This window comes from Pseudomonas sp. Pseusp9 (genome assembly GCF_059491265.1).
Genome location: NZ_CP168500.1, coordinates 4,870,986 through 4,890,381, shown reverse-complemented (window position 1 = coordinate 4,890,381; position 19,396 = coordinate 4,870,986). Strand labels below are relative to the sequence as shown.

At 60.2% G+C, this 19,396-nt stretch carries 22 protein-coding genes and 1 pseudogene; 20 read left to right on the top strand and 3 right to left on the bottom strand.

All coding sequences use genetic code 11. The features are described 5' to 3' along the window. The first annotated feature begins 56 nt into the window (after positions 1-56). From fabD to ACEN8E_RS22155, 13 genes are all read left to right on the top strand, one after another. Positions 57-995: an ACP S-malonyltransferase gene (fabD, locus tag ACEN8E_RS22215; protein WP_495589876.1), complete on the top strand. Its 939-nt coding sequence runs from the start codon at positions 57-59 to the stop codon at positions 993-995. A 16-nt stretch (positions 996-1,011) separates the two neighbouring features. Then, a complete protein-coding gene (fabG, locus tag ACEN8E_RS22210) occupies positions 1,012-1,752 on the top strand; it encodes a 3-oxoacyl-ACP reductase FabG (RefSeq protein ID WP_007997043.1) in 741 nt (246 codons plus the stop codon). 197 nt (positions 1,753-1,949) lie between these two features. Continuing rightward, the gene (acpP, locus tag ACEN8E_RS22205) at positions 1,950-2,186 is read left to right on the top strand and encodes an acyl carrier protein (protein ID WP_003175607.1); all 237 of its coding nucleotides are present in this window, start codon (positions 1,950-1,952) and stop codon (positions 2,184-2,186) included. Positions 2,187-2,294: 108 nt separating this feature from the next. Further along, positions 2,295-3,539 carry a beta-ketoacyl-ACP synthase II gene (gene fabF / locus ACEN8E_RS22200; RefSeq protein ID WP_495589875.1) on the top strand — a complete coding sequence of 415 codons (1,245 nt, stop codon included), beginning with the start codon at positions 2,295-2,297 and terminating at the stop codon, positions 3,537-3,539. After that, a complete protein-coding gene (gene pabC / locus ACEN8E_RS22195; protein WP_495589874.1) occupies positions 3,539-4,354 on the top strand; it encodes an aminodeoxychorismate lyase in 816 nt (271 codons plus the stop codon). The genes fabF and pabC overlap by 1 nt, the downstream gene beginning before the upstream one ends. A gap of 3 nt (positions 4,355-4,357) precedes the next feature. Further along, complete coding sequence (gene mltG / locus ACEN8E_RS22190; RefSeq protein ID WP_495589873.1) at positions 4,358-5,590, top strand: endolytic transglycosylase MltG; 1,233 nt, start codon at positions 4,358-4,360, stop codon at positions 5,588-5,590. Between the two features lie 19 nt (positions 5,591-5,609). Then, positions 5,610-6,242: a dTMP kinase gene (tmk, locus tag ACEN8E_RS22185; RefSeq protein ID WP_495589872.1), complete on the top strand. Its 633-nt coding sequence runs from the start codon at positions 5,610-5,612 to the stop codon at positions 6,240-6,242. Beyond that, positions 6,235-7,221, top strand: a complete 987-nt coding sequence (locus tag ACEN8E_RS22180) for a DNA polymerase III subunit delta' (protein WP_495589871.1) — start codon at positions 6,235-6,237, stop codon at positions 7,219-7,221. The genes tmk and ACEN8E_RS22180 overlap by 8 nt, the downstream gene beginning before the upstream one ends. 72 nt (positions 7,222-7,293) lie before the next feature. Next, entirely contained in the window at positions 7,294-8,079 is a 786-nt protein-coding gene (locus ACEN8E_RS22175; protein ID WP_495589870.1) for a TatD family hydrolase, read from the top strand. Positions 8,080-8,421: 342 nt separating this feature from the next. Next, positions 8,422-9,060 (top strand): TetR/AcrR family transcriptional regulator, encoded by a 639-nt coding sequence (locus ACEN8E_RS22170; protein WP_034149949.1) that lies wholly within the window; start codon positions 8,422-8,424, stop codon positions 9,058-9,060. Between the two features lie 138 nt (positions 9,061-9,198). Continuing rightward, positions 9,199-10,167 (top strand): GTP 3',8-cyclase MoaA, encoded by a 969-nt coding sequence (locus ACEN8E_RS22165; RefSeq protein WP_495589869.1) that lies wholly within the window; start codon positions 9,199-9,201, stop codon positions 10,165-10,167. Positions 10,168-10,335: 168 nt separating this feature from the next. Continuing rightward, complete coding sequence (locus tag ACEN8E_RS22160; RefSeq protein ID WP_495589868.1) at positions 10,336-10,944, top strand: DUF4823 domain-containing protein; 609 nt, start codon at positions 10,336-10,338, stop codon at positions 10,942-10,944. A 16-nt stretch (positions 10,945-10,960) separates the two neighbouring features. Then, on the top strand, positions 10,961-11,521 hold the full coding sequence (locus ACEN8E_RS22155; protein ID WP_413704199.1) for a DUF1285 domain-containing protein: 561 nt from the start codon (positions 10,961-10,963) through the stop codon (positions 11,519-11,521). Positions 11,522-11,600: 79 nt separating this feature from the next. Here the strand turns inward: ACEN8E_RS22155 and ACEN8E_RS22150 are convergent, their stop codons facing one another. After that, entirely contained in the window at positions 11,601-11,918 is a 318-nt protein-coding gene (locus tag ACEN8E_RS22150; protein ID WP_495589867.1) for a hypothetical protein, read from the bottom strand. Between the two features lie 81 nt (positions 11,919-11,999). Then, positions 12,000-13,205 (bottom strand): MFS transporter, encoded by a 1,206-nt coding sequence (locus ACEN8E_RS22145; protein WP_495589866.1) that lies wholly within the window; start codon positions 13,203-13,205, stop codon positions 12,000-12,002. Positions 13,206-13,494: 289 nt separating this feature from the next. On the opposite strand from ACEN8E_RS22145, the gene ACEN8E_RS22140 reads away from it, so the two are divergent. The 7 genes and pseudogenes from ACEN8E_RS22140 to ACEN8E_RS22110 all read left to right on the top strand — a co-directional run bounded on the left by ACEN8E_RS22140 (position 13,495) and on the right by ACEN8E_RS22110 (position 17,489). Next, positions 13,495-13,977, top strand: coding sequence for a GNAT family N-acetyltransferase (locus ACEN8E_RS22140; protein WP_093216099.1), 483 nt, complete (start codon positions 13,495-13,497; stop codon positions 13,975-13,977). Positions 13,978-14,123: 146 nt separating this feature from the next. Then, complete coding sequence (locus ACEN8E_RS22135) at positions 14,124-15,116, top strand: 2-dehydro-3-deoxygalactonokinase (protein WP_495589865.1); 993 nt, start codon at positions 14,124-14,126, stop codon at positions 15,114-15,116. A gap of 19 nt (positions 15,117-15,135) precedes the next feature. Next, positions 15,136-15,756: a 2-dehydro-3-deoxy-6-phosphogalactonate aldolase gene (locus ACEN8E_RS22130; RefSeq protein WP_495589864.1), complete on the top strand. Its 621-nt coding sequence runs from the start codon at positions 15,136-15,138 to the stop codon at positions 15,754-15,756. Between the two features lie 53 nt (positions 15,757-15,809). Next, positions 15,810-16,052, top strand: coding sequence for a hypothetical protein (locus tag ACEN8E_RS22125; protein ID WP_495593413.1), 243 nt, complete (start codon positions 15,810-15,812; stop codon positions 16,050-16,052). Positions 16,053-16,255: 203 nt separating this feature from the next. Continuing rightward, entirely contained in the window at positions 16,256-16,447 is a 192-nt protein-coding gene (locus ACEN8E_RS22120) for a hypothetical protein (protein WP_495589863.1), read from the top strand. Then, positions 16,432-16,625, top strand: a pseudogene (locus ACEN8E_RS22115) (MFS transporter); the annotation flags it as partial. The gene ACEN8E_RS22120 and the pseudogene ACEN8E_RS22115, both read left to right, overlap by 16 nt. 60 nt (positions 16,626-16,685) lie before the next feature. After that, complete coding sequence (locus ACEN8E_RS22110; RefSeq protein ID WP_495589862.1) at positions 16,686-17,489, top strand: IclR family transcriptional regulator; 804 nt, start codon at positions 16,686-16,688, stop codon at positions 17,487-17,489. Between the two features lie 184 nt (positions 17,490-17,673). On the opposite strand, the gene ACEN8E_RS22105 is transcribed toward ACEN8E_RS22110, so the two are convergent. Next, the gene (locus ACEN8E_RS22105) at positions 17,674-19,338 is read right to left on the bottom strand and encodes an electron transfer flavoprotein-ubiquinone oxidoreductase (RefSeq protein ID WP_495589861.1); all 1,665 of its coding nucleotides are present in this window, start codon (positions 19,336-19,338) and stop codon (positions 17,674-17,676) included. Between the last annotated feature and the right edge of the window lie 58 nt (positions 19,339-19,396).

The following is a 19,396-nucleotide window of genomic DNA, read 5'->3' as shown; positions in this document are numbered from 1 at the left end:
TGCGTCCCCAAGCGGGGCGTCATTCTCCGGCGACAAGATCATTAGGGGCTTGTTACATGTCTGCTTCCCTCGCATTCGTCTTTCCAGGACAGGGTTCGCAGTCCCTCGGCATGCTGGCCGAGCTGGGCGCACAACATCCGCTGATCCTCGAAACATTCAAAGAAGCTTCCGAAGCACTGGGTTACGACCTGTGGGCACTGACCCAGCAAGGGCCGGAAGAGCAACTCAATCAAACCGATAAAACCCAGCCGGCCATTCTGACCGCTTCGATCGCCCTGTGGCGCTTGTGGCTGGCAGAAGGTGGTGCGCGTCCGGCTTTCGTTGCCGGGCATAGCCTGGGCGAATACAGCGCGCTGGTTGCTGCCGGCAGCCTGACGCTGGCAGACGCGGTGAAGCTCGTTGAGCGCCGCGGCCAGCTGATGCAGGAAGCGGTTCCGGCCGGGCAGGGTGGCATGGCTGCCATCCTCGGTCTGGAAGATGCCGATGTGCTGGCTGCCTGTGCCGAAGCGGCGCAAGGCGAAGTGGTCAGCGCCGTCAACTTCAACTCCCCGGGCCAGGTGGTGATTGCCGGCGCCAAGGCTGCCGTTGAACGCGCCATCGAAGGCTGCAAGGCCCGTGGCGCCAAGCGCGCCATGCCGCTGCCGGTCAGCGTGCCCTCGCACTGTGAGCTGATGCGTCCGGCTGCCGAGCGTTTCGCCGAATCCATTGCCGCTATCGACTGGCAGGCGCCACAGATTCCTGTGGTGCAGAACGTCAGTGCCCAAGTGCCGGCCGATCTGGAAACCCTCAAGCGCGATCTTCTCGAGCAACTGTACAAGCCGGTACGCTGGGTCGAGTCCGTACAAACCCTGGCCGCCAAGGGTGCAACCGATCTGGTCGAGTGCGGCCCGGGTAAGGTGCTCGCCGGTCTGAACAAGCGTTGCGCCGAAGGCGTGTCGACATCCAACCTCAATACCCCAGACGCTTTCGCTGCCGCCCGCGCAGCGTTGGCCTGAATCAGGAGAAGCTTGCATGAGTCTGCAAGGTAAAGTTGCACTGGTCACCGGTGCGAGCCGTGGCATCGGCCAGGCCATCGCCCTGGAACTGGGTCGTCAAGGCGCCATCGTTGTCGGTACTGCGACCTCCGCGTCGGGTGCCGAACGTATTGCCGCCACCCTGAAGGAAAATGGTATTCAAGGCACCGGCCTGGAACTCAATGTCACCAGCGACGAGTCCGTGGCGGCAGTCCTGGCGAGCATTCAGGAGCAGTTCGGTGCGCCAGCGATCCTGGTCAATAACGCCGGTATCACCCGCGATAACCTGATGATGCGCATGAAAGACGACGAGTGGCACGACGTTGTCGATACCAACCTGAACAGTCTGTTCCGCCTGTCCAAGGGCGTTTTGCGTGGCATGACCAAAGCCCGTTGGGGCCGAATTATCAGTATTGGTTCGGTTGTGGGTGCCATGGGCAACGCAGGCCAAGTAAACTACGCTGCCGCCAAGGCCGGCCTGGAAGGTTTCAGTCGTGCACTGGCGCGTGAAGTCGGTTCGCGTTCGATTACGGTAAACTCGGTGGCCCCAGGGTTCATCGATACCGATATGACCCGTGAACTGCCCGAGGCGCAGCGTGAAGCCTTGCAGACGCAGATTCCGCTGGGTCGTCTGGGGCAAGCTCAAGAGATCGCGTCCGTGGTCGCTTTTCTTGCGTCGGACGGTGCGGCCTACGTTACCGGAGCTACAATCCCGGTGAACGGCGGGATGTACATGTAATTCAAATGTGACGGATTGCTTCAAAAAAATGTCATACGAGCTGTCTAAAATCCGTTATAAAGCTGCAATCTATTTTATAGGCAGAGGGTCACCGGGTTTGAGGAGTGAAGCTTTCAGTTGAAAAGCTGAAAAGCCTTTCTATACACTTACCCACTGGCCAGCTGCCTGAATTTGTCCATTAGGAGTGAAAACAAGGTATGAGCACCATCGAAGAGCGCGTCAAGAAAATCGTTGCTGAGCAACTGGGCGTTAAAGAAGAAGAAGTAGTCAACACTGCTTCCTTCGTAGAAGACCTGGGTGCCGACTCCCTTGACACCGTTGAGCTGGTGATGGCTCTGGAAGAGGAATTCGAGACCGAAATCCCTGACGAAGAAGCTGAAAAGATCACTACTGTACAAGCTGCAATCGACTACGTTACTAGCCACCAGGCGTAATAGTTTGTAATCGTTGCTCGCTGTCATGGAAAAACCGCACTGCCATCATGGCGTGCGGTTTTTTCTTTAGGCCTGATGCAAAGTCGTCATTTGAAAAAGGAGAGTGCTGTGTCGCGTAGACGCGTCGTAGTCACCGGTATGGGTATGTTGTCGCCACTGGGCACGGATGTGCCAAGCAGCTGGCAGGGCATTCTGGCTGGCCGCAGTGGCATTGGTCTGATCGAACACACCGACCTTTCTGCCTATTCCACCCGTTTTGGCGGCTCGGTAAAGGGCTTCAATGTCGAGGAATACCTGTCGCTCAAGGAAGCCCGCAAGCTCGACCTGTTCATTCAGTACGGTCTGGCCGCAGGTTTTCAGGCGGTACGCAACGCCGGCCTGGAAGTCACCGACGCCAACCGTGAGCGCATCGGCGTGGCCATGGGTTCGGGTATTGGCGGACTGACCAATATCGAAGAGACCAGCCGCACCCTGCACGAAACTGGCCCACGGCGGATTTCCCCGTTCTTCGTGCCGGGCTCGATCATCAATATGATTTCCGGTTTCCTGTCGATCCATCTGGGGGCACAGGGACCTAACTACGCCATCGCCACGGCCTGTACCACCGGTACCCACTGCATTGGCATGGCAGCCCGCAACATCATGTACGACGAAGCCGACGTGATGATTGCCGGCGGCGCCGAAATGGCAGCCTGCGGTCTGGGCATGGGCGGCTTCGGTGCCTCCCGTGCACTGTCGACCCGCAACGACGAACCGACCCGCGCCAGCCGTCCATGGGACAAGGGCCGTGATGGCTTCGTATTGTCCAATGGCGCCGGTGCGCTGGTGCTCGAAGAGCTCGAGCACGCCAAGGCCCGCGGCGCGACCATCTATGCAGAGCTGATCGGTTTCGGCACCAGTGGTGATGCCTACCACATGACCTCGCCGCCTGCAGATGGCGCGGGTGCTGCGCGCTGCATCACCAATGCGCTGCGCGATGCCAAGATCAACGGCGATCAAGTGCAGTACATCAACGCCCATGGCACCTCGACTCCCGCTGGCGATCTGGCCGAAGTCAATGCAATCAAGTCGGTGTTCGGCGATCACGCCTACAAGCTGGCCGTCAGTTCCACCAAGTCCATGACCGGCCACCTGTTGGGTGCGGCAGGCGCGGTCGAGGCGATCTTCAGTGTGCTGGCAATCAACAGCCAGGTAGCGCCGCCGACCATCAACCTTGATGAGCCGGACGAAGGCTGCGACCTCGATTTCGTGCCGCACACGGCGCGCAACATGGATATCGATGTGGTCGTGTCCAACTCCTTCGGTTTTGGCGGCACCAACGGCTCGCTGGTGTTCCGCCGGTTCGCAGACTGATGGACAGCTGGGTCGACGGTCAGCCGGCTGACGCTTTGTCGCTGAAGGATCGCGGCCTGGCTTACGGCGATGGTCTGTTCGAGACCATCGCCGTGCGCAACGGGCAGCCAGTATTGCTGGACCGTCATTTGTCGCGTCTGGCGGATGGCTGTTCGCGTTTGGCAATTACTGCCGATCATGAGTTGGTCCGCAGCGAGTTGCTGGCCTATGCGACGGCACTGGGGGACGGGGTGCTCAAGCTCATTCTCACACGTGGCGACGGTCTGCGCGGCTACGCGCCCGATCCTTGCGCCCGGGCCCGACGCATTCTGCAAGGCAATCCACCTGCGGCTTACCCTGCTGCGCATGGCGAGCAGGGTGTTCGTTTGTTCCCTTGCGCCACACGATTGTCCAGACAGCCGTTACTTGCCGGCCTCAAGCACCTGAATCGTCTTGAACAAGTCCTCGCCCGTGCCGAATGGCAGGACGCCGGGCATGCCGAAGGCTTGATGCTCGATCAGACCGGGCGCGTGATTGAAGGTGTGTTCAGCAATTTGTTCCTGGTGCGTGATGGTGTACTCGTCACCGCTGATCTCAAGCACTGTGGCGTGGCCGGCGTGATGCGTGCCGAAATATTGTTTCAGGCCAAGTCGCTGGGAATCCCCACGCAAATCACCGATATTCCACTTGAACAGCTGCAATGGGCTGACGAAGTCTTTGTCTGCAACAGCGTGTATGGCGTTTGGCCGGTGCGTGCCTATGCAGCACTGAGCTGGCCGGTTGGGCCGCTCACCCGTAAACTCCAATCCATTGCCCATGCACTACTGGATGCTTGATACGTGAGACGTAAACTCTTGCTACTGCTGGAAACCGGACTGGTTCTGGCAGGGCTGCTGTTGGGTGCTTCAGCCTGGAAAATTCATTCGGCGCTGGTACAGCCGTTGAACATTGCCCAGGAACAATTGCTGAATGTGCCCAAGGGCACCACGCCGACCCGTACCTTCTACAGACTCGAAGCCGATGGCGTCATCAAGGACGCATTCTGGCTGCGCGTGTATTGGCGCTTCAATCTCGCCAAACAACCCCTGCACAGCGGCGAATATCGCATGCAGCCTGGCATGACCGTCGAAGGCCTGATCGACCTGTGGAAACGCGGGGAAATGGTTCAGTACAGCCTGACCCTGGTCGAAGGCTGGAATTTCCGTCAGGTTCGTGCCGCGCTGGCCAAGGAAGAGAAGCTCGATCACAGCCTCAACGGTTTGAGCGATAGCCAGGTCATGGACAAGCTCGGCCACACCGGGATTTTTCCGGAAGGACGCTTCTTCCCGGATACCTATCGCTACGTGCGCGGCATGTCCGACGTCGAGCTGCTGAAAACCGCTTACGACCGCCTCGACGAAGTGCTCGCCAAGGAATGGGAGCAACGCGCCGCGGATGCGCCCTACACCGAGCCCTATCAGGCCCTGATCATGGCCTCGCTGGTCGAGAAGGAAACCGGCGTGCCGCAGGAGCGTGGGCAGATTGCCGGGGTGTTTGTACGGCGCATGGCGATTGGCATGCTGCTGCAGACCGATCCGACGGTGATCTACGGCCTCGGCGACCGCTACAGCGGCAAGCTGACCCGGGCGCACCTCAAGGAAGCGACGCCCTATAACACCTACATGAATGCAGGCCTGCCACCGACGCCGATTTCGATGGTCGGTCGCGAAGCCATCCATGCGGCACTCAATCCGGTGGAGGGCAACAGCCTTTACTTCGTGGCGCGCGGTGATGGCACACACGTGTTCTCCGATGACCTGGATGCCCACAACAATGCGGTGAAGGAGTTCCAGCTCAAGCGTCGCGCCGATTACCGTTCCAGCCCGGCGCCCGTTTCCACGCCGGAAACACCGCCAACCCAGGCTGAGCAAGCCGGTACGCAGGAGGCCAAGGCATCGCAAGAGCCAATGCCGATCCCGGCGGCTTCACCGAACACGGCCCCCGAGGCGCAGCCGCAGGTCCCGCCGAAAGAGCCTGCGCCAGCCCCTGAAACGCCGGCCCTCGATGCCAACGCATCGAAAAGCCCGCAATGACTTTGACTAAGGACTGCCTGTGACTGGCTTGTTTATTACTCTGGAAGGCCCGGAAGGCGCCGGCAAGAGCACCAATCGCGAATACCTGGCCGAGCGCCTGCGCGCTGCCGGCATCGAGGTGGTGCTGACCCGCGAGCCGGGCGGCACGCCGCTGGCCGAGCGCATCCGTGACGTTCTGCTGGCCCCCGTCGACGAAGTCATGAACCCGGATACTGAGTTGCTGTTGGTGTTCGCCGCGCGTGCCCAGCACCTGGCTGAAGTGATTCGCCCGGCACTGGCCCGCGGTGCCGTGGTCTTGTGTGATCGTTTTACCGATTCGACATACGCCTACCAGGGCGGTGGTCGCGGCTTGTCGCTGGAGCGAATCGCGAACCTGGAAACCTTCGTTCAAGGTGATCTGCGCCCGGACCTCACACTAATTTTCGATCTGCCAGTCGAAGTGGGGCTGGCCCGTGCCAGTGCTCGCGGTCGCCTGGATCGCTTCGAGCTCGAAGGCCGGGCCTTTTTCGATGCCGTACGCAATGCCTTCCTCAAGCGGGCCGAGGCCGATCCGGCGCGTTATGTGCTGGTCGATGCGGCCCAACCGTTGGCACAGGTTCAGCAATCGCTGGATGCCTTGTTGCCGCGCCTGCTGGAGTTGAGCCGTGGCTGAGGCCTATCCGTGGCAGGAAAACCTTTGGCAGCAACTGGCGGGTCGCGCCCAGCATGCGCACGCCTACCTGCTGCATGGCCCTGCCGGGATCGGCAAACGGGCACTGGCCGAACGCCTGATGGCCAGCCTGCTGTGCCAGCGCCCGATCGCGCTGGATGCCTGTGGCGAATGCAAATCCTGCCTGCTGCTCAAGGCTGGCAGCCACCCGGATAACTACATCCTGGAGCCGGAGGAAGCCGACAAGGCGATCAAGGTCGATCAGGTTCGCGACCTGGTCGGTTTCGTGGTGCAGACCGCGCAGTTGGGCGGGCGCAAAGTGGTGCTGATCGAGCCGGTCGAGTCGATGAACATCAACGCCGCCAACGCCTTGCTCAAGAGCCTTGAAGAGCCGTCCGGCGATACGGTTTTGTTGCTGGTCAGTCATCAGCCGAGCCGCTTGTTGCCAACCATCAAGAGTCGTTGCGTTCAGCAGGCCTGTCCGCTGCCGGGCGAGGCCATGAGCTTGAAGTGGCTGGCTCAGGCGTTGCCGGAGTGTTCCGAAGAAGAGCGCGTCGAACTGCTGACGCTGGCCGCCGGTTCGCCACTGGCGGCGGTCAACCTTCAGGCCCAGGGCGTGCGTGAACAGCGCACGCAGGTGGTCGAAGGGGTGAAAAAACTCCTCAAGCAACAGCAATCGCCGACGCAGCTGGCAGAAGAATGGAAAAACATTCCGATGTTGCGCCTGTTCGACTGGTTCTGCGATTGGTCGAGCCTGATCCTGCGCTATCAATTGACCCAGGATGAAGCCGGCCTCGGCCTGGCCGACATGCGCAAAGTCGTGCAATACCTGGCGCAGAAAAGCGCCCAGGGCAAAATCCTCGATATTCAGGACTGGATCCTCGCCCAGCGACAGAAAGTCTTGAGCAAGGCCAACCTCAATCCGGCCTTGCTGCTGGAGGCCTTGCTGGTGCAATGGGCGTCGTTGCCTGCCCAAAGATGACTGCCTGCGCCTAGACTCTGAGTATCAGAACACCCGACCATCCCACCCATTCGATGCAAGTTGCAGCCCTTTATGCTCGTAGATTCCCATTGTCACCTTGATCGCCTTGACCTGGCCGCCCACGACGGCTCCCTGGATGCTGCCCTGGAGGCTGCCCGGCAACGCGGGGTAGGGCACTTTCTGTGTATTGGTGTCAGCGCGGACAACGCAGCCGACGTCAAGGCCCTGGCCGAGCGCTATGACGACGTCGACTGCTCGGTGGGCGTGCACCCTCTGGATGTACAGCCGGGCGCCGCGCCAGCGCTGGACTGGCTGTTGCAGGAGCTCAATCACCCGCGTGTGGTCGCCATCGGCGAAACCGGCCTCGATTACCATTACGAGCCGGAAGCGGCGCAGTTGCAGCAGGAGTCCTTTCGCCTGCATCTGCAGGCGGCGCAGCAGACCGGCAAGCCGGTGATCATCCACACCCGTGGCGCCCGTTCCGATACCCTGGACTTGCTGCGTGAGGCGGCGCTGCCCCAGGCGGGCGTACTGCACTGCTTTACCGAAGACTGGGAAATGGCGAAGGCCGCGCTGGACATGGGCTATTACATTTCCCTGTCCGGCATTGTCACTTTCCGCAATGCCGACGCGTTGCGCGATGTGGCCAGCAAGGTGCCGGCCGACCGATTGCTGGTGGAAACCGACTCGCCCTACCTGGCGCCGATTCCCCATCGCGGCAAGCCAAACCTGCCGCAGTACGTGCGTGAAGTAGCGGAATTTCTGTCAATGTTGCGCGGTGAATCCTACGAGCGGTTTGCCGAACAAACCACGGCCAATTTCAAGCGGCTGTTCCCGCTGGCACATGTAAAAGGTTAAATCGCAGGCAAAAAAAACCCGGGTTCTGGGGGGTGAATCCGGGTTAAGACCATTAGGAGTAAAACAATGGCACGCGGTCCGTTGGTACCAATATCGGCGTGACACTTGGGGGAGATGCCCCGCCGACATTTCAAGTATTGATCAGGATTGCGCCTAGTCCAGTTTGGTGGCGCGGGTTTTTAAACAAATTTGGAATACGTGCGCTTCGGAAGAGTTCTCATCAAGCTGTAAACGTGCGCGGAATGACCAGAAAGCACAGATATGGTCGGATGATCCGTGCATTTTTGCGCAAGTTAGGCATAATACGCGGCTTCGAATTTTGACCCCGACAGACCTTTTCTTATGCATAAAGAACCTCGTAAGGTCCGTGAGTTTCGTCGCCGCGAGCAGGAAATTCTCGATACCGCGCTCAAGCTGTTCCTCGAACAAGGTGAAGACAGTGTCACCGTCGAGATGATTGCTGATGCCGTCGGTATCGGCAAAGGCACGATCTACAAGCACTTCAAATCCAAGGCGGAAATCTATCTGCGCCTGATGCTCGACTACGAGCGCGATTTGAATGAATTGCTGCATTCGGCCGATGTCGACAAGGACAAGGAAGCCCTGTCCCGTGCGTACTTCGAATTCCGCATGCGCGATCCGCAACGCTATCGCCTGTTCGACCGCCTCGAAGAGAAAGTGGTCAAGGGCAACCAGGTGCCGGAGATGATCGAGGAGCTGCACAAGATCCGTGCCTCGAACTTCGAACGCCTGACCCTGCTGATCAAAGGCAGAATCAGCGAAGGCAAGCTTGAAGACGTGCCACCTTACTTCCATTACTGCGCATCCTGGGCGCTGGTGCACGGTGCCGTCGCGCTGTATCACTCGCCGTTCTGGAGCAACGTGCTGGAAGATCAGGAAGGTTTCTTCCAGTTCCTCATGGACATCGGCGTACGCATGGGCAACAAGCGCAAGCGCGACACCGACACGCCGAGCAGCTGAGCCATTCAGTTGCCTTATTGCGCCATGATTTCGCTACTTGGCGCAGTACCGCAGGAATATACTCAGGTAGAAGGACTTGCTAAAACTTGATTTCTGAGTCAAGTTTTAGCGGCCCGATATTCTTCCGCCGGAGTGAGCATGATCGTTGACCGTCAAGGCAGGCGTTTTCGCAACTTGCGAATCAGTTTGACCTCTGCCTGCAATTACGCCTGTACCTACTGCGTGCCCAACGGCAAGCGGCTGGTGGCTGCGCAGGATGAATTGTCGGCCGAAGCCATGGCGCGCGGTGTGGCTTATCTGATTGAAGCGGCGGGGATCGAGCGTCTGCGCATTACCGGCGGTGAACCGCTGGTCAGCCCGAAACTCGAGGCGTTCATGAGGGCGGTCGGGAAGATGGGCCTGGAAGACATCAGCCTGACCACCAATGGTCAGTTGCTGGCGAAGAAACTGCCGCTGCTGGTGGACGCTGGCATTCGGCGCCTCAACGTCTCCCTCGATACTCTCGACGCCAGTGCGTTCCGCGGAATTGCCCGGGGCGGCGACCTGGCTACAGTGCTCAATGGTATGAGCGAGGCCAGTGCGGCGGGCATGAAGATCAAGGTCAACATGGTGCCGCTGCGCGGGCAGAACCTCGATCAAGTGATGCCGTTGCTCGATTACTGTCTGGAGCGCGGTTATGAATTGCGCTTCATCGAACTGATGCGCATGGGCCACCTGGCCAACGATTCCAATGCCTTTCTGCAGCAGTTCGTCAGCCTCCAGCAACTGCTGAGCCTGATTGGCGAGCGCTACGAATACTTGCAGGCCGATGCCCCGGTCGATGCAACGGCCGTTCGCTATGAAATTCCCGGCCAGGGTTACTTCGGCGTGATCGCCAACGAAAGTGTGCCTTTCTGCCGAACCTGCTCGCGACTTCGTTTGTCCTCCACCGGGTGGCTGCATGGTTGCCTGTCGTCGAGCAATCGCCATTACATCGGCGACCTGCTGGACAAGCCCCGTCACCAGGCGCTGCCGGCCTTGCAACGCCTTCTGGTGAAAGCCTTGGGCGACAAGCAGGAAGTGGCATTCTCCGGCGGCGCGACTGTCATGAAGATTATCGGCGGCTGATCGTCCTCATCGCGAGCAGGCTCGTTCCCACAGGTATTGCGCAAATCCGTGTGGGAGCGAGCCTGTTCGCGATGGCTATAGATAAGTCAGCAATGCTCATGAGCTGGCGCAAAAGCTGCATCCTACGGCCATTCGCCGGTTTTCCGACACTGGCCTCTGGAGGATAGGATGCGTAGCCTGGTTTTGCTGCTGGCCGTTTTGGCACTTGGTGGCTGCATGAACGTCAGCGATATGGCCGAAGGGACTCGTTACCATATGAGCGATGCGGGGTTGCTCGATCACAGCGACAGCCGTCGCGTAAACAACCTGCGCATTCAGCCGGACTCATTCGTCTACATCGCCCAAGGCGCTTTCGTGCCACCGGGCAGCGACCTATATCCACGGCCCAACGTGATTGCCGAAGTCGCGTTCGATGGCTTCGTCGAATACTTCCCGATGGTCCGCCGTGCCCGTACACCGGAAGGCCTCGACCAGGCCATGGGCGAAGCGCGTGCCGCCGGTGCGCACTATCTGCTCTACACCCGTTTTGCCAAGTCTGACGACCGTATTGGCAACTCTGACGAGTGGCTGGATCAGGAAGCCCTGGATCGCCTCGGCATCGACAGCGGTATGATTCAGATCATGTTGATCGAGACCAGCACCCAGTATTTGATTGATACTGCGACTATCAAGAGTCGTGGCGGTTTACTGACGTTCCACGATAAAAAACCCGAAGACCTGATGGGCCCGCCGCTGGAACAATACGCGCGCAGCCTGCTGGGGCTCAGCGACCAGTAATGCCAAGGAGAACGCCATGAGTGGCCCGCAAAAAGCCAACGATTTGCTGGGGCAAATCCCCAAGACCCAAGGCTTGCCGCCGGTGCACCTGTGGAATCCCGATTTCTGCGGCGACATCGACATGCGCATCGCCCGGGACGGCACCTGGTATTACCTGGGCACGCCGATCGGGCGCAAGCCGATGGTCAAGCTGTTCTCCACCATCATTCGCCGCGATGGCGATGATTACTTCCTGATCACGCCGGTCGAAAAAGTCGGCATCAAGGTCGACGATGCGCCGTTCGTGGCGATTGCGGTGGACGTGGAAGGCGAGGGCGAAGCGCAGGTGTTGCGCTTTACCACCAACGTCGATGAAACCACCGAGGCAGGTAGCGAGCACCCGATGCGGGTGGTTATCGACCCGGTAACGCAGGAGCCAGCTCCTTACGTGCATGTGCGTAGCAACCTTGAAGCATTGATTCACCGCAATGTGTTCTATCAGCTCGTGGAGTTGGCGGTGAGTCGCGAAATCGACGGCCAGCGCTGGCTCGGTGTCTGGAGTGGCGGCGAGTTTTTCCCCATCGGTCTTGAGCCCTGACGCATCACCTGTGGGAACAACTGTCTGCAGTGCGCCTTGCGCAGCGCCTCGACCCATTCATTTGTCCTCAAACCGGAAGTTATTGGCTGTCGCTGTCGTCGTCACCCGAGTCACCGCTAGTGGTCGAGCCAAGTCCGCCGCTGCCGGGTGTTTTGCGGCCTGGCAACTGTCGTCCTGCATCTTTGCCTTGAACCCGCGGGTCGGTGCCGGTGGACGGTGGCAGCTTGTGGTCGATCGTGGTGCCATCGGTGTTCATGCCGGGGGCACTCTGGATGGCGGGCGCCCTGGGTTTTTCCACCGGATTGGTCGGGCCGGTGCCCGGACCGATGGTCCCGGCAAGCGCGACAGAAGACAGCAGGGCGGTGAGAACGGGGGCGATCAACCTGGACAGGATCATGGTGTTGTCTCCAACGATTAGAGTCCTTACCTGATTAGTCTGCCCTCGATCCGGATGGGTGCATTATCAGCGACGAACGGCTCAGGCTTGCTCCAGTGCCCTGACCGCCGTGGCTCTTCGCCAGATCAACCGGCCCACGGTGATCATCCAGTTGAGCGAAGCGACCGCCAACACTGTGAGCAACAGCGTGGCCATGCCTTGCTCGACGATGATTTTCCCGGCCAGCAAGGGAAAGCCGAACACGCCGATGAAGTACGACAGGCTGAACAGCAGCAAGGATTGCGCGGTGGTGCCGTTCGGCGCTTCATTGGCGGCCAGGCCGTTGATCACCGAGTAGGTCAGGCCGTAGCCGATCCCGAGCATCACCGCCGCGAGCACGTAGCTGAAGCTGCTGTCGACGACAAAACCGAATATCACGATCGATGCCAGCATCAGCCCCGAAAGCAGACACGACGCACGCAATGGATCGCGCTTGACCACAAAGCCGGCAATCAGCATGCGCCCGCTGATCGCCGCGCTCATGAAACCGAGGAAGAACAGCGAATAGTCAAGTGAGCGGGCTGCGGCATAAGTGGTTTGAAAGCTCGACAGACCACCGAACACGCAGCCGCCGAGACCGACCATGATGATCGGGAAAACGGCCCTGGACGACAGCACTTGACCGGCTGCATGCCAGGAAATTCGCGACACGCTGCTCGATTGCGCGGGCACCGGTTGCAGTTGTCGACCCAAGTGCCAGAACAGCAATACTCCGATCAGGCTGGCCAGCGCCGCCAGATAAAACGCCGCGGTCACCGGATGGCCCAGCGCACTCGCCGCGCGGCCGAGCAGCGGGCCGCTGCCGATCCCGGTCATCATGCTGCCCGACAGCAGGGCGAAGTACCGGGCGCGCTGTGCGGGTGTCACCAGGCCCGCCACGATGATCGGCCCAAGGGTGTAGAACACACCCCAGCCCAGGCCCAGCAGCAACCCGAAAAACAACAGCAGATGGCCAAATCCCGGGGTCAGGGCGAAGCCCAGGCTGGCGGCTACCAGCAATACACCGAACAGCGCCACCGATCGGGCGGCACCGAGCAAGTCGGACAAATGACCGGAAACAATCACCGCCGCAAAGGTGCTGAACATCGCCGCCGAAATCACACTTCCGGCGTCGTGTTCGTTACCACCGCGAGAGCCAATCAGCAGCGACAGCAGGAACGTCGAGCCGTAGGACAACGACAACAGGTAGCTGGCGAGGCAGAACAGGCCGAACAACTTGCTTGAGACAGGGGGTGTTGCGGTAGACATGACGCGGTTCCTTGACCGGATAAATGGGCAGCGCGTCTATCTAACCACGCAGTGCCCGAATGTCAGGTCCGAGTTTATCGATTCCAGGGTTAGTGCCGACTGGAGTAAACACCCTTTGTAGGAGCGAGCTTGCTCGCGAAAAACACAAGGACACCGCATTTATTCAGGCCGCGCACGTAATCGTTGACGACCATCGCGAGCTCGCTCCTACAGGTGTTGGGACAGTTCCCTCGCCACAAATACCGCGCCGACTTAGTATGGCGTTTTCCATTTTTGACAAGGCACGTCCATGACGATCGAAATCCGCCCGGCGACCCCCAGTGACGCACCGCAAATCCTCGCGTTCATCACTGAACTGGCCGACTACGAACGTGCCCGCCATGAAGTCATCGCCAGCGTTGCCGACATCGAGCGCAGTCTGTTCAGCGAAGGCGCCACCGCCCATGGCCTGATCTGCCTGCGCGACGGTGCACCCATCGGTTTCGCAGTGTTCTTCTTCAGCTATTCCACCTGGCTAGGCAGCAATTGCCTGTATCTGGAAGACCTCTACATCACCCCGGAACAGCGTGGTGGCGGTGCAGGCAAGACCCTGCTGCGGCATCTGGCGAAAATCGCCTGCGCCAACGACTGCGGCCGTTTCGAGTGGAGCGTGCTGGAGTGGAATACCCCGGCCATCGAATTCTATAAATCCCTGGGGGCGCAGCCGCAGGAGGAGTGGGTTCGGTATCGGATGGATGGGGCAGTGCTGCGGGATTTCGCAGCAGGTAACTGATCACATTTCAAAGATCGCAGTCTTCGGGCTGCGATTTTTTTTGTCGCGTCTCACAATATGGGATTGATAGTTATATATTGAGATTTACTTCTGTGCAGGCTTATAGTCCCGCTCACTCACTGCCAAAAACCAAAACAGGTGAAGCGATGCAGGCACAATTGATCGCGCTCGACTGGGGGACGACCTCATTGCGTGCTTACAAACTGGCTGATGGCGGGCAGGTGCTCGAACAGCGCTCGCTGTCGTCGGGGATCATGCAGCTGCCGAAGGCGCCGCGAATCATTGGCGGCCGCGAATGCACCGATGGTTTCGAACTGGCCTTCGCCGAGGCTTGCGGCGACTGGCTCGATGCGCAGCCGCAATTGCCGGTGATTGCCAGCGGCATGGTCGGCAGCGCCCAGGGCTGGCGCGAAGCGGCTTACCGCGACACACCGGCGAACGTCGCCAATCTCGGTACTTCCTTGCAAACCGTGCGCAGCCTGCGCGGCGTCGATGTGCACATTGTGCCCGGCGTCATCCAGCGTTCGCGTTTGCCGAACGTGATGCGCGGCGAAGAAACCCAGGTGCTCGGTGTGCTGCACAACCTGGCAGGCGAGGCGGGCGTCGACCTGTTGATCGGCCTTCCGGGCAGTCATTCGAAATGGGTGGAAGTGGCCGATGGCTGCATCGTGCATTTCGACACGTTCATGACCGGCGAAGTCTTCGCCGTGCTCAGCGAGCACAGCATTCTCGGACGCACCCAGCAGCGTGGCGGGTCCTTCGATGGCGACGCGTTCGATCGCGGCGTGCAGGTCGCGCTGTCGGCGGACGCTGAAACCGGTCCGCTGTCGACGATATTCAGCGCCCGTAGCCTGGGCCTGACCGGCGAATTGAGCGCCACTGCCCAGGCGGACTACCTGTCCGGCCTGCTGATCGGCCACGAGTTGGCGGCCCTGGCCAATGTCCAGCGGCGTCGGCGCAACAGCGTGCACCTGCCCTCGATCATCCTCATCGGCAATACCCAACTCTGTACCCGCTACAACCGAGCGCTCGCCGCCTGCGGTTTTGCCCGGGTGACCCTGGCCGAACAGGCCACCGAACGCGGATTGTGGCAACTGGCGCTTGCCGCCGGCCTGGTCACGTCCACCGCATTACGTTAACCCTGCCTGGAGGTCTGACATGCTCAAACAAGCGCTGGCGCAAAACGGCCTGATCGCGATCCTGCGCGGCCTGCGTCCACAGGAAGCGGCCGCCATTGGCGAAGTCCTGTACGCCGCCGGATTTCGCGTCATCGAAGTGCCGCTCAATTCCCCTGAACCGTACGACAGCATCCGCATCCTGCGCAGTACTTTGCCCGCCGATTGCCTGATCGGTGCCGGCACCGTGTTGGCGCCGGAGCAGGTCGAGCAAGTGAAAGCGGCGGGCGGCCAGGTGATCGTCATGCCCCACAGTGATCCCAAGGTGTTGCGCACAGCGAAAGCGGCCGGTTTGTACCTGTCTCCGGGTGTCGCCACCCCGACCGAGGCCTTCGCGGCGCTGGCCGAAGGTGCTGATGTACTGAAGATGTTTCCGGCCGAGCAGATGGGACCGGCAGTCGTCAAAGCCTGGCTTGCGGTATTGCCAGCGGGAACGATTCTGGCGCCGGTCGGCGGGATCACCCCGGACAACATGCAGGCGTTTATCGACGCTGGCGTCAAAGGCTTCGGCCTGGGTTCCGGTCTGTTCAAACCGGGCATGACCCCGGAGGAAGTGGCGGTCAATGCCAAGGCTTACGTCGCTGCCTGGAAAGCCCTTCGCTAAGATTTCATTGGGCGCCGCGTTAGTGCTTCCTCAAGGTCGAAACCGACGAGGGTGTGACCGACCGGGGCGAGACCGTGGTCGTAGGTCGTGCCCACACCGTTGCCGTTGCTGCTGCGGTTGAGGAATTGTCCGATTACCTGATCGGCAAAGCCCCCCGCAACGCCGTGGGCGATGCGGTCGGTCCGAACCTGGGTATCGAGATCGATGAGCAGTACGTGATCGAAGGTGCTGCCGTCGGTCACCGCTGGCGCAACCCGATCTGGCGTCATGCCGATGGCAGCTTTGCAGAGTGGTGAGTGATCTCTAACCACCACAAGTCCCTGTGGGAGCTGGCTTGCCAGCGATGGCGTCCTGTTAGTCACATCATCATTGAATGTGCCTCCGTCATCGCGGGCAAGCCCGCTCCCACAGGGTTCAGCGTCAATCTTTAGACCGACCTCAATAAACATAAGAAGAGGCCCCCATACAACCGTAAACCCACACCGGCCAAGCGTCGTTGGTGACGCCCAGCCGCAAGCGTTTTTTCATCATGGTGCTGATCAACTACCTGGACCGCAGTAACCTGTCGATTGCCGCTCCGGCATTGACCAGTGACTTGGGCATCGATCCGATTCACGTCGGCCTGGCGTTCCTGACGCCGGTGCTGGCCTGGCTCCAGCACGTTTTCGGCTGTCACGGTTGCTCGGCCTGACCGGCGGGGTGTTCAACTTCATCGGCAACCGATCACGATTGCCACGCCAATCGTGATCGGTTTTCTCGCGACGGGTGATTCCTTTGCCCCGGCGATCACCTGCATCTCGGTGCTGGCATTGATCGGCGCACTGTCCTGCATCCTGCTGGTGGGCAAGGTCGAACGTATCAAGTTGTAGTCGTGGCACGCGGGCGACCATAATGCCGCCCGTTCACTCGCTCAACGGTAAAGGCTGGATATGCAGGAAGACGCCCCAAAAGTCGCCAAGGACGCCGCGCCGACCGGCACCCAAACGCTGCTGCGCGGGTTGGGTGTGGTCCAGGCGGTGGCCAGCGGCGCCCGCGATCTCAAGGAAATCGCCCGGCTGATCGGCACTACACGCAGCACCACCCATCGCCTGGCCAGTTGCCTGGTCGACGAGCGTTATCTGCGGGTGGTGCCGCAGGTCGGTTATCTGTTGGGGCCGAAACTGATCGAGTTGGGCTTTCAGGCCCGTGAAGAGCTGCCGTTGGTGACCCTGGCCGGGCCGTATCTGGATGAGTTGTCGGCGTTGACCGGCGACACCATTCATCTGGCGATTCGCGAAGGCGACGAAGTGCTGTACCTGCACAAGAATCCGGGGCGCAATGGCCCGGAAATGCGTTCACGGGTCGGCCATCGCATGCCATTGGCGCGCACCGGGATCGGCAAGGCACTGATGCTCGATGATTCAGCGCAAGAGTGGCGGCGCTTGTATGAAGTCGGCCTGCCGGTGGGTGGCAAGAACCGGTTCTGGCCGCAGCACCCGGAGCAATCCTGGGAGCAGTTCGAGCAGCGCATGCTCGAGTACGTGGCGGGCGGGTACGCCTTCGATCTGGAAGATAACGAACCGTCGATCCGTTGCGTGGCGGCACCGGTCCGCGATGCCAGCAAACGCATCGTCGCCGGCATCAGCATTGCCAGTACCGTACCCTACATGCCGCTGGAAAAAATGGCCGAGCTGATTCCCCTGATCAAAGGGGTTACGGCACGGCTGTCGGCGGAACTGGGCGCCAAAATCTGACTGTATGCGGTAACCCTTGTGGGAGCGAGCCTGCTCGCGAAAGCGCTTTATCATTCGATATGGGTATTGACTGACACACTGCTTTCGCGAGCAGGCTCGCTCCCACATCGGTTTAGTGGTGTTGCATAAATTGCAGGCAACAAAAAGGCCCCGTTTCGGGAGCCTCGTTGTTCAGGCGTTCGGCTTACATGTTCGGGTAAGTCGGGCCGCCAGCACCTTCCGGCGCCACCCAGGTGATGTTCTGTGCAGGGTCCTTGATGTCGCAGGTCTTGCAGTGAACACAGTTCTGGGCGTTGATCTGGAAACGCTTCTCGCCGTCTTCCCTGGTCACCACTTCGTATACGCCGGCCGGGCAGTAACGCTGGGCAGGTTCGTCATACAGTGGCAGGTTCTTGGCCAGAGGAATGCTCGCGTCAGCCAGCTTCAGGTGGCACGGCTGCTCTTCTTCATGGTTGGTACCCGAGATGAACACCGAGCTCAGTTTGTCGAAGCTGATCTTGCCGTCCGGTTTCGGGTAGTCGATCTTCTTGCAGTCAGCCGCCAGTTTCAGGCAAGCGTAATCCGGCTTGGTGTCGTGCAGGGTGAACGGCAGTTTGCCGCCGAAGATGTTCTGGTCCAGCCAGTTGAAGCCGCCACCGACGATGGCGCCGAACTTGTGGATCGCCGGGCCGAAGTTGCGGCTGGCGAACAGTTCGTCGTAGAGCCAGCTCTTCTTGAATGCGTCCACGTAGGTGGTCAGTTCTTCAGTGCCGTCTTTCTCGGCGAACAGCGCCTCGGCCACCGATTCTGCGGCGAGCATGCCGGACTTCATCGCGGTGTGGCTGCCTTTGATCTTGGCGAAGTTCAGGGTGCCGAGGTCGCAACCGATCAGCGCGCCGCCCTTGAAGACCATTTTCGGCAACGAGTTCAGGCCGCCCTTGCAGATGGCACGGGCGCCGTAGCTGATGCGCTTGCCGCCTTCCAGGTACTGCTTTAGCACCGGGTGATGCTTGAGGCGCTGGAACTCGTCGAACGGCGACAGGTAGGTGTTGCTGTAGGACAGGTCGACGATCAGGCCGACTACGACCTGGTTGTTTTCCAGGTGATAGAGGAACGAGCCGCCGGTGTTCTCGGTGCCCATGATGTCCATCGGCCAACCGGCGGTGTGCACCACCAGGCCTGGCTGGTGCTTGGCCGGGTCGACTTCCCAGATTTCTTTCAGGCCGATGCCGTAATGCTGGGCGTCGGCATCGCTGTCGAGGTTGAAGCGCTTGATCAGTTGCTTGCCGATGTGGCCACGGCAACCTTCGGCGAACAGCGTGTATTTGCCACGCAGTTCCATGCCCGGGGTGTACAGGCCTTCCTTCGGATTGCCTTCGCGGTCGACGCCCAGGTCACCGGTAATGATCCCGCGGACCACGCCGTTCTCGTCGAACAGCGCTTCCTGAGCGGCGAAGCCAGGGTAGATTTCTACACCCAGGTTCTCGGCCTGCTGGGCGAGCCAGCGGCACAGGTTGCCCAGGGAGATGATGTAGTTGCCTTCGTTGTGCATGGTCTTGGGCACAAAGAAGTCTGGAACTTTCTGCGCGCTTTCAGCGTTCTTCAGCACGAAGATGTCGTCGCGGGTGACGGGGGTGTTCAGCGGTGCGCCGAGTTCCTTCCAGTCCGGGAACAGTTCGTTCAGGGCGCGTGGTTCGAACACGGCACCGGACAGAATGTGAGCACCGACTTCGGAGCCTTTTTCGACCACGCAGACGCTGATTTCCTTACCGGCTTCGGCGGCCTTCTGCTTCAAGCGGCAGGCGGCGGAAAGACCAGCGGGGCCGGCACCGACGATGACCACGTCGAATTCCATGTATTCGCGTTCCACAGGTTATCTCCTACTCAAGGCTCAACAGTTTTTTTTCTAATTTGGAGGTTGGGTGTCG

Excerpts from the sequence above, each read along its gene's own strand:
- ACEN8E_RS22110 (WP_495589862.1), top strand. The coding sequence starts at position 16,686 with ATGCAGGAAGACGCCCCAAAAGTCGCCAAGGACGCCGCGCCGACCGGC.
- ACEN8E_RS22175 (WP_495589870.1), top strand. The coding sequence starts at position 7,294 with ATGCTCGTAGATTCCCATTGTCACCTTGATCGCCTTGACCTGGCCGCC.
- ACEN8E_RS22150 (WP_495589867.1), bottom strand. The coding sequence starts at position 11,918 with ATGATCCTGTCCAGGTTGATCGCCCCCGTTCTCACCGCCCTGCTGTCT.
- ACEN8E_RS22170 (WP_034149949.1), top strand. The coding sequence starts at position 8,422 with ATGCATAAAGAACCTCGTAAGGTCCGTGAGTTTCGTCGCCGCGAGCAG.
- ACEN8E_RS22135 (WP_495589865.1), top strand. The coding sequence starts at position 14,124 with ATGCAGGCACAATTGATCGCGCTCGACTGGGGGACGACCTCATTGCGT.
- ACEN8E_RS22160 (WP_495589868.1), top strand. The coding sequence starts at position 10,336 with ATGCGTAGCCTGGTTTTGCTGCTGGCCGTTTTGGCACTTGGTGGCTGC.
- ACEN8E_RS22165 (WP_495589869.1), top strand. The coding sequence starts at position 9,199 with ATGATCGTTGACCGTCAAGGCAGGCGTTTTCGCAACTTGCGAATCAGT.
- ACEN8E_RS22130 (WP_495589864.1), top strand. The coding sequence starts at position 15,136 with ATGCTCAAACAAGCGCTGGCGCAAAACGGCCTGATCGCGATCCTGCGC.
- ACEN8E_RS22155 (WP_413704199.1), top strand. The coding sequence starts at position 10,961 with ATGAGTGGCCCGCAAAAAGCCAACGATTTGCTGGGGCAAATCCCCAAG.
- fabG (WP_007997043.1), top strand. The coding sequence starts at position 1,012 with ATGAGTCTGCAAGGTAAAGTTGCACTGGTCACCGGTGCGAGCCGTGGC.
- pabC (WP_495589874.1), top strand. The coding sequence starts at position 3,539 with ATGGACAGCTGGGTCGACGGTCAGCCGGCTGACGCTTTGTCGCTGAAG.
- fabD (WP_495589876.1), top strand. The coding sequence starts at position 57 with ATGTCTGCTTCCCTCGCATTCGTCTTTCCAGGACAGGGTTCGCAGTCC.
- acpP (WP_003175607.1), top strand. The coding sequence starts at position 1,950 with ATGAGCACCATCGAAGAGCGCGTCAAGAAAATCGTTGCTGAGCAACTG.
- ACEN8E_RS22140 (WP_093216099.1), top strand. The coding sequence starts at position 13,495 with ATGACGATCGAAATCCGCCCGGCGACCCCCAGTGACGCACCGCAAATC.
- ACEN8E_RS22145 (WP_495589866.1), bottom strand. The coding sequence starts at position 13,205 with ATGTCTACCGCAACACCCCCTGTCTCAAGCAAGTTGTTCGGCCTGTTC.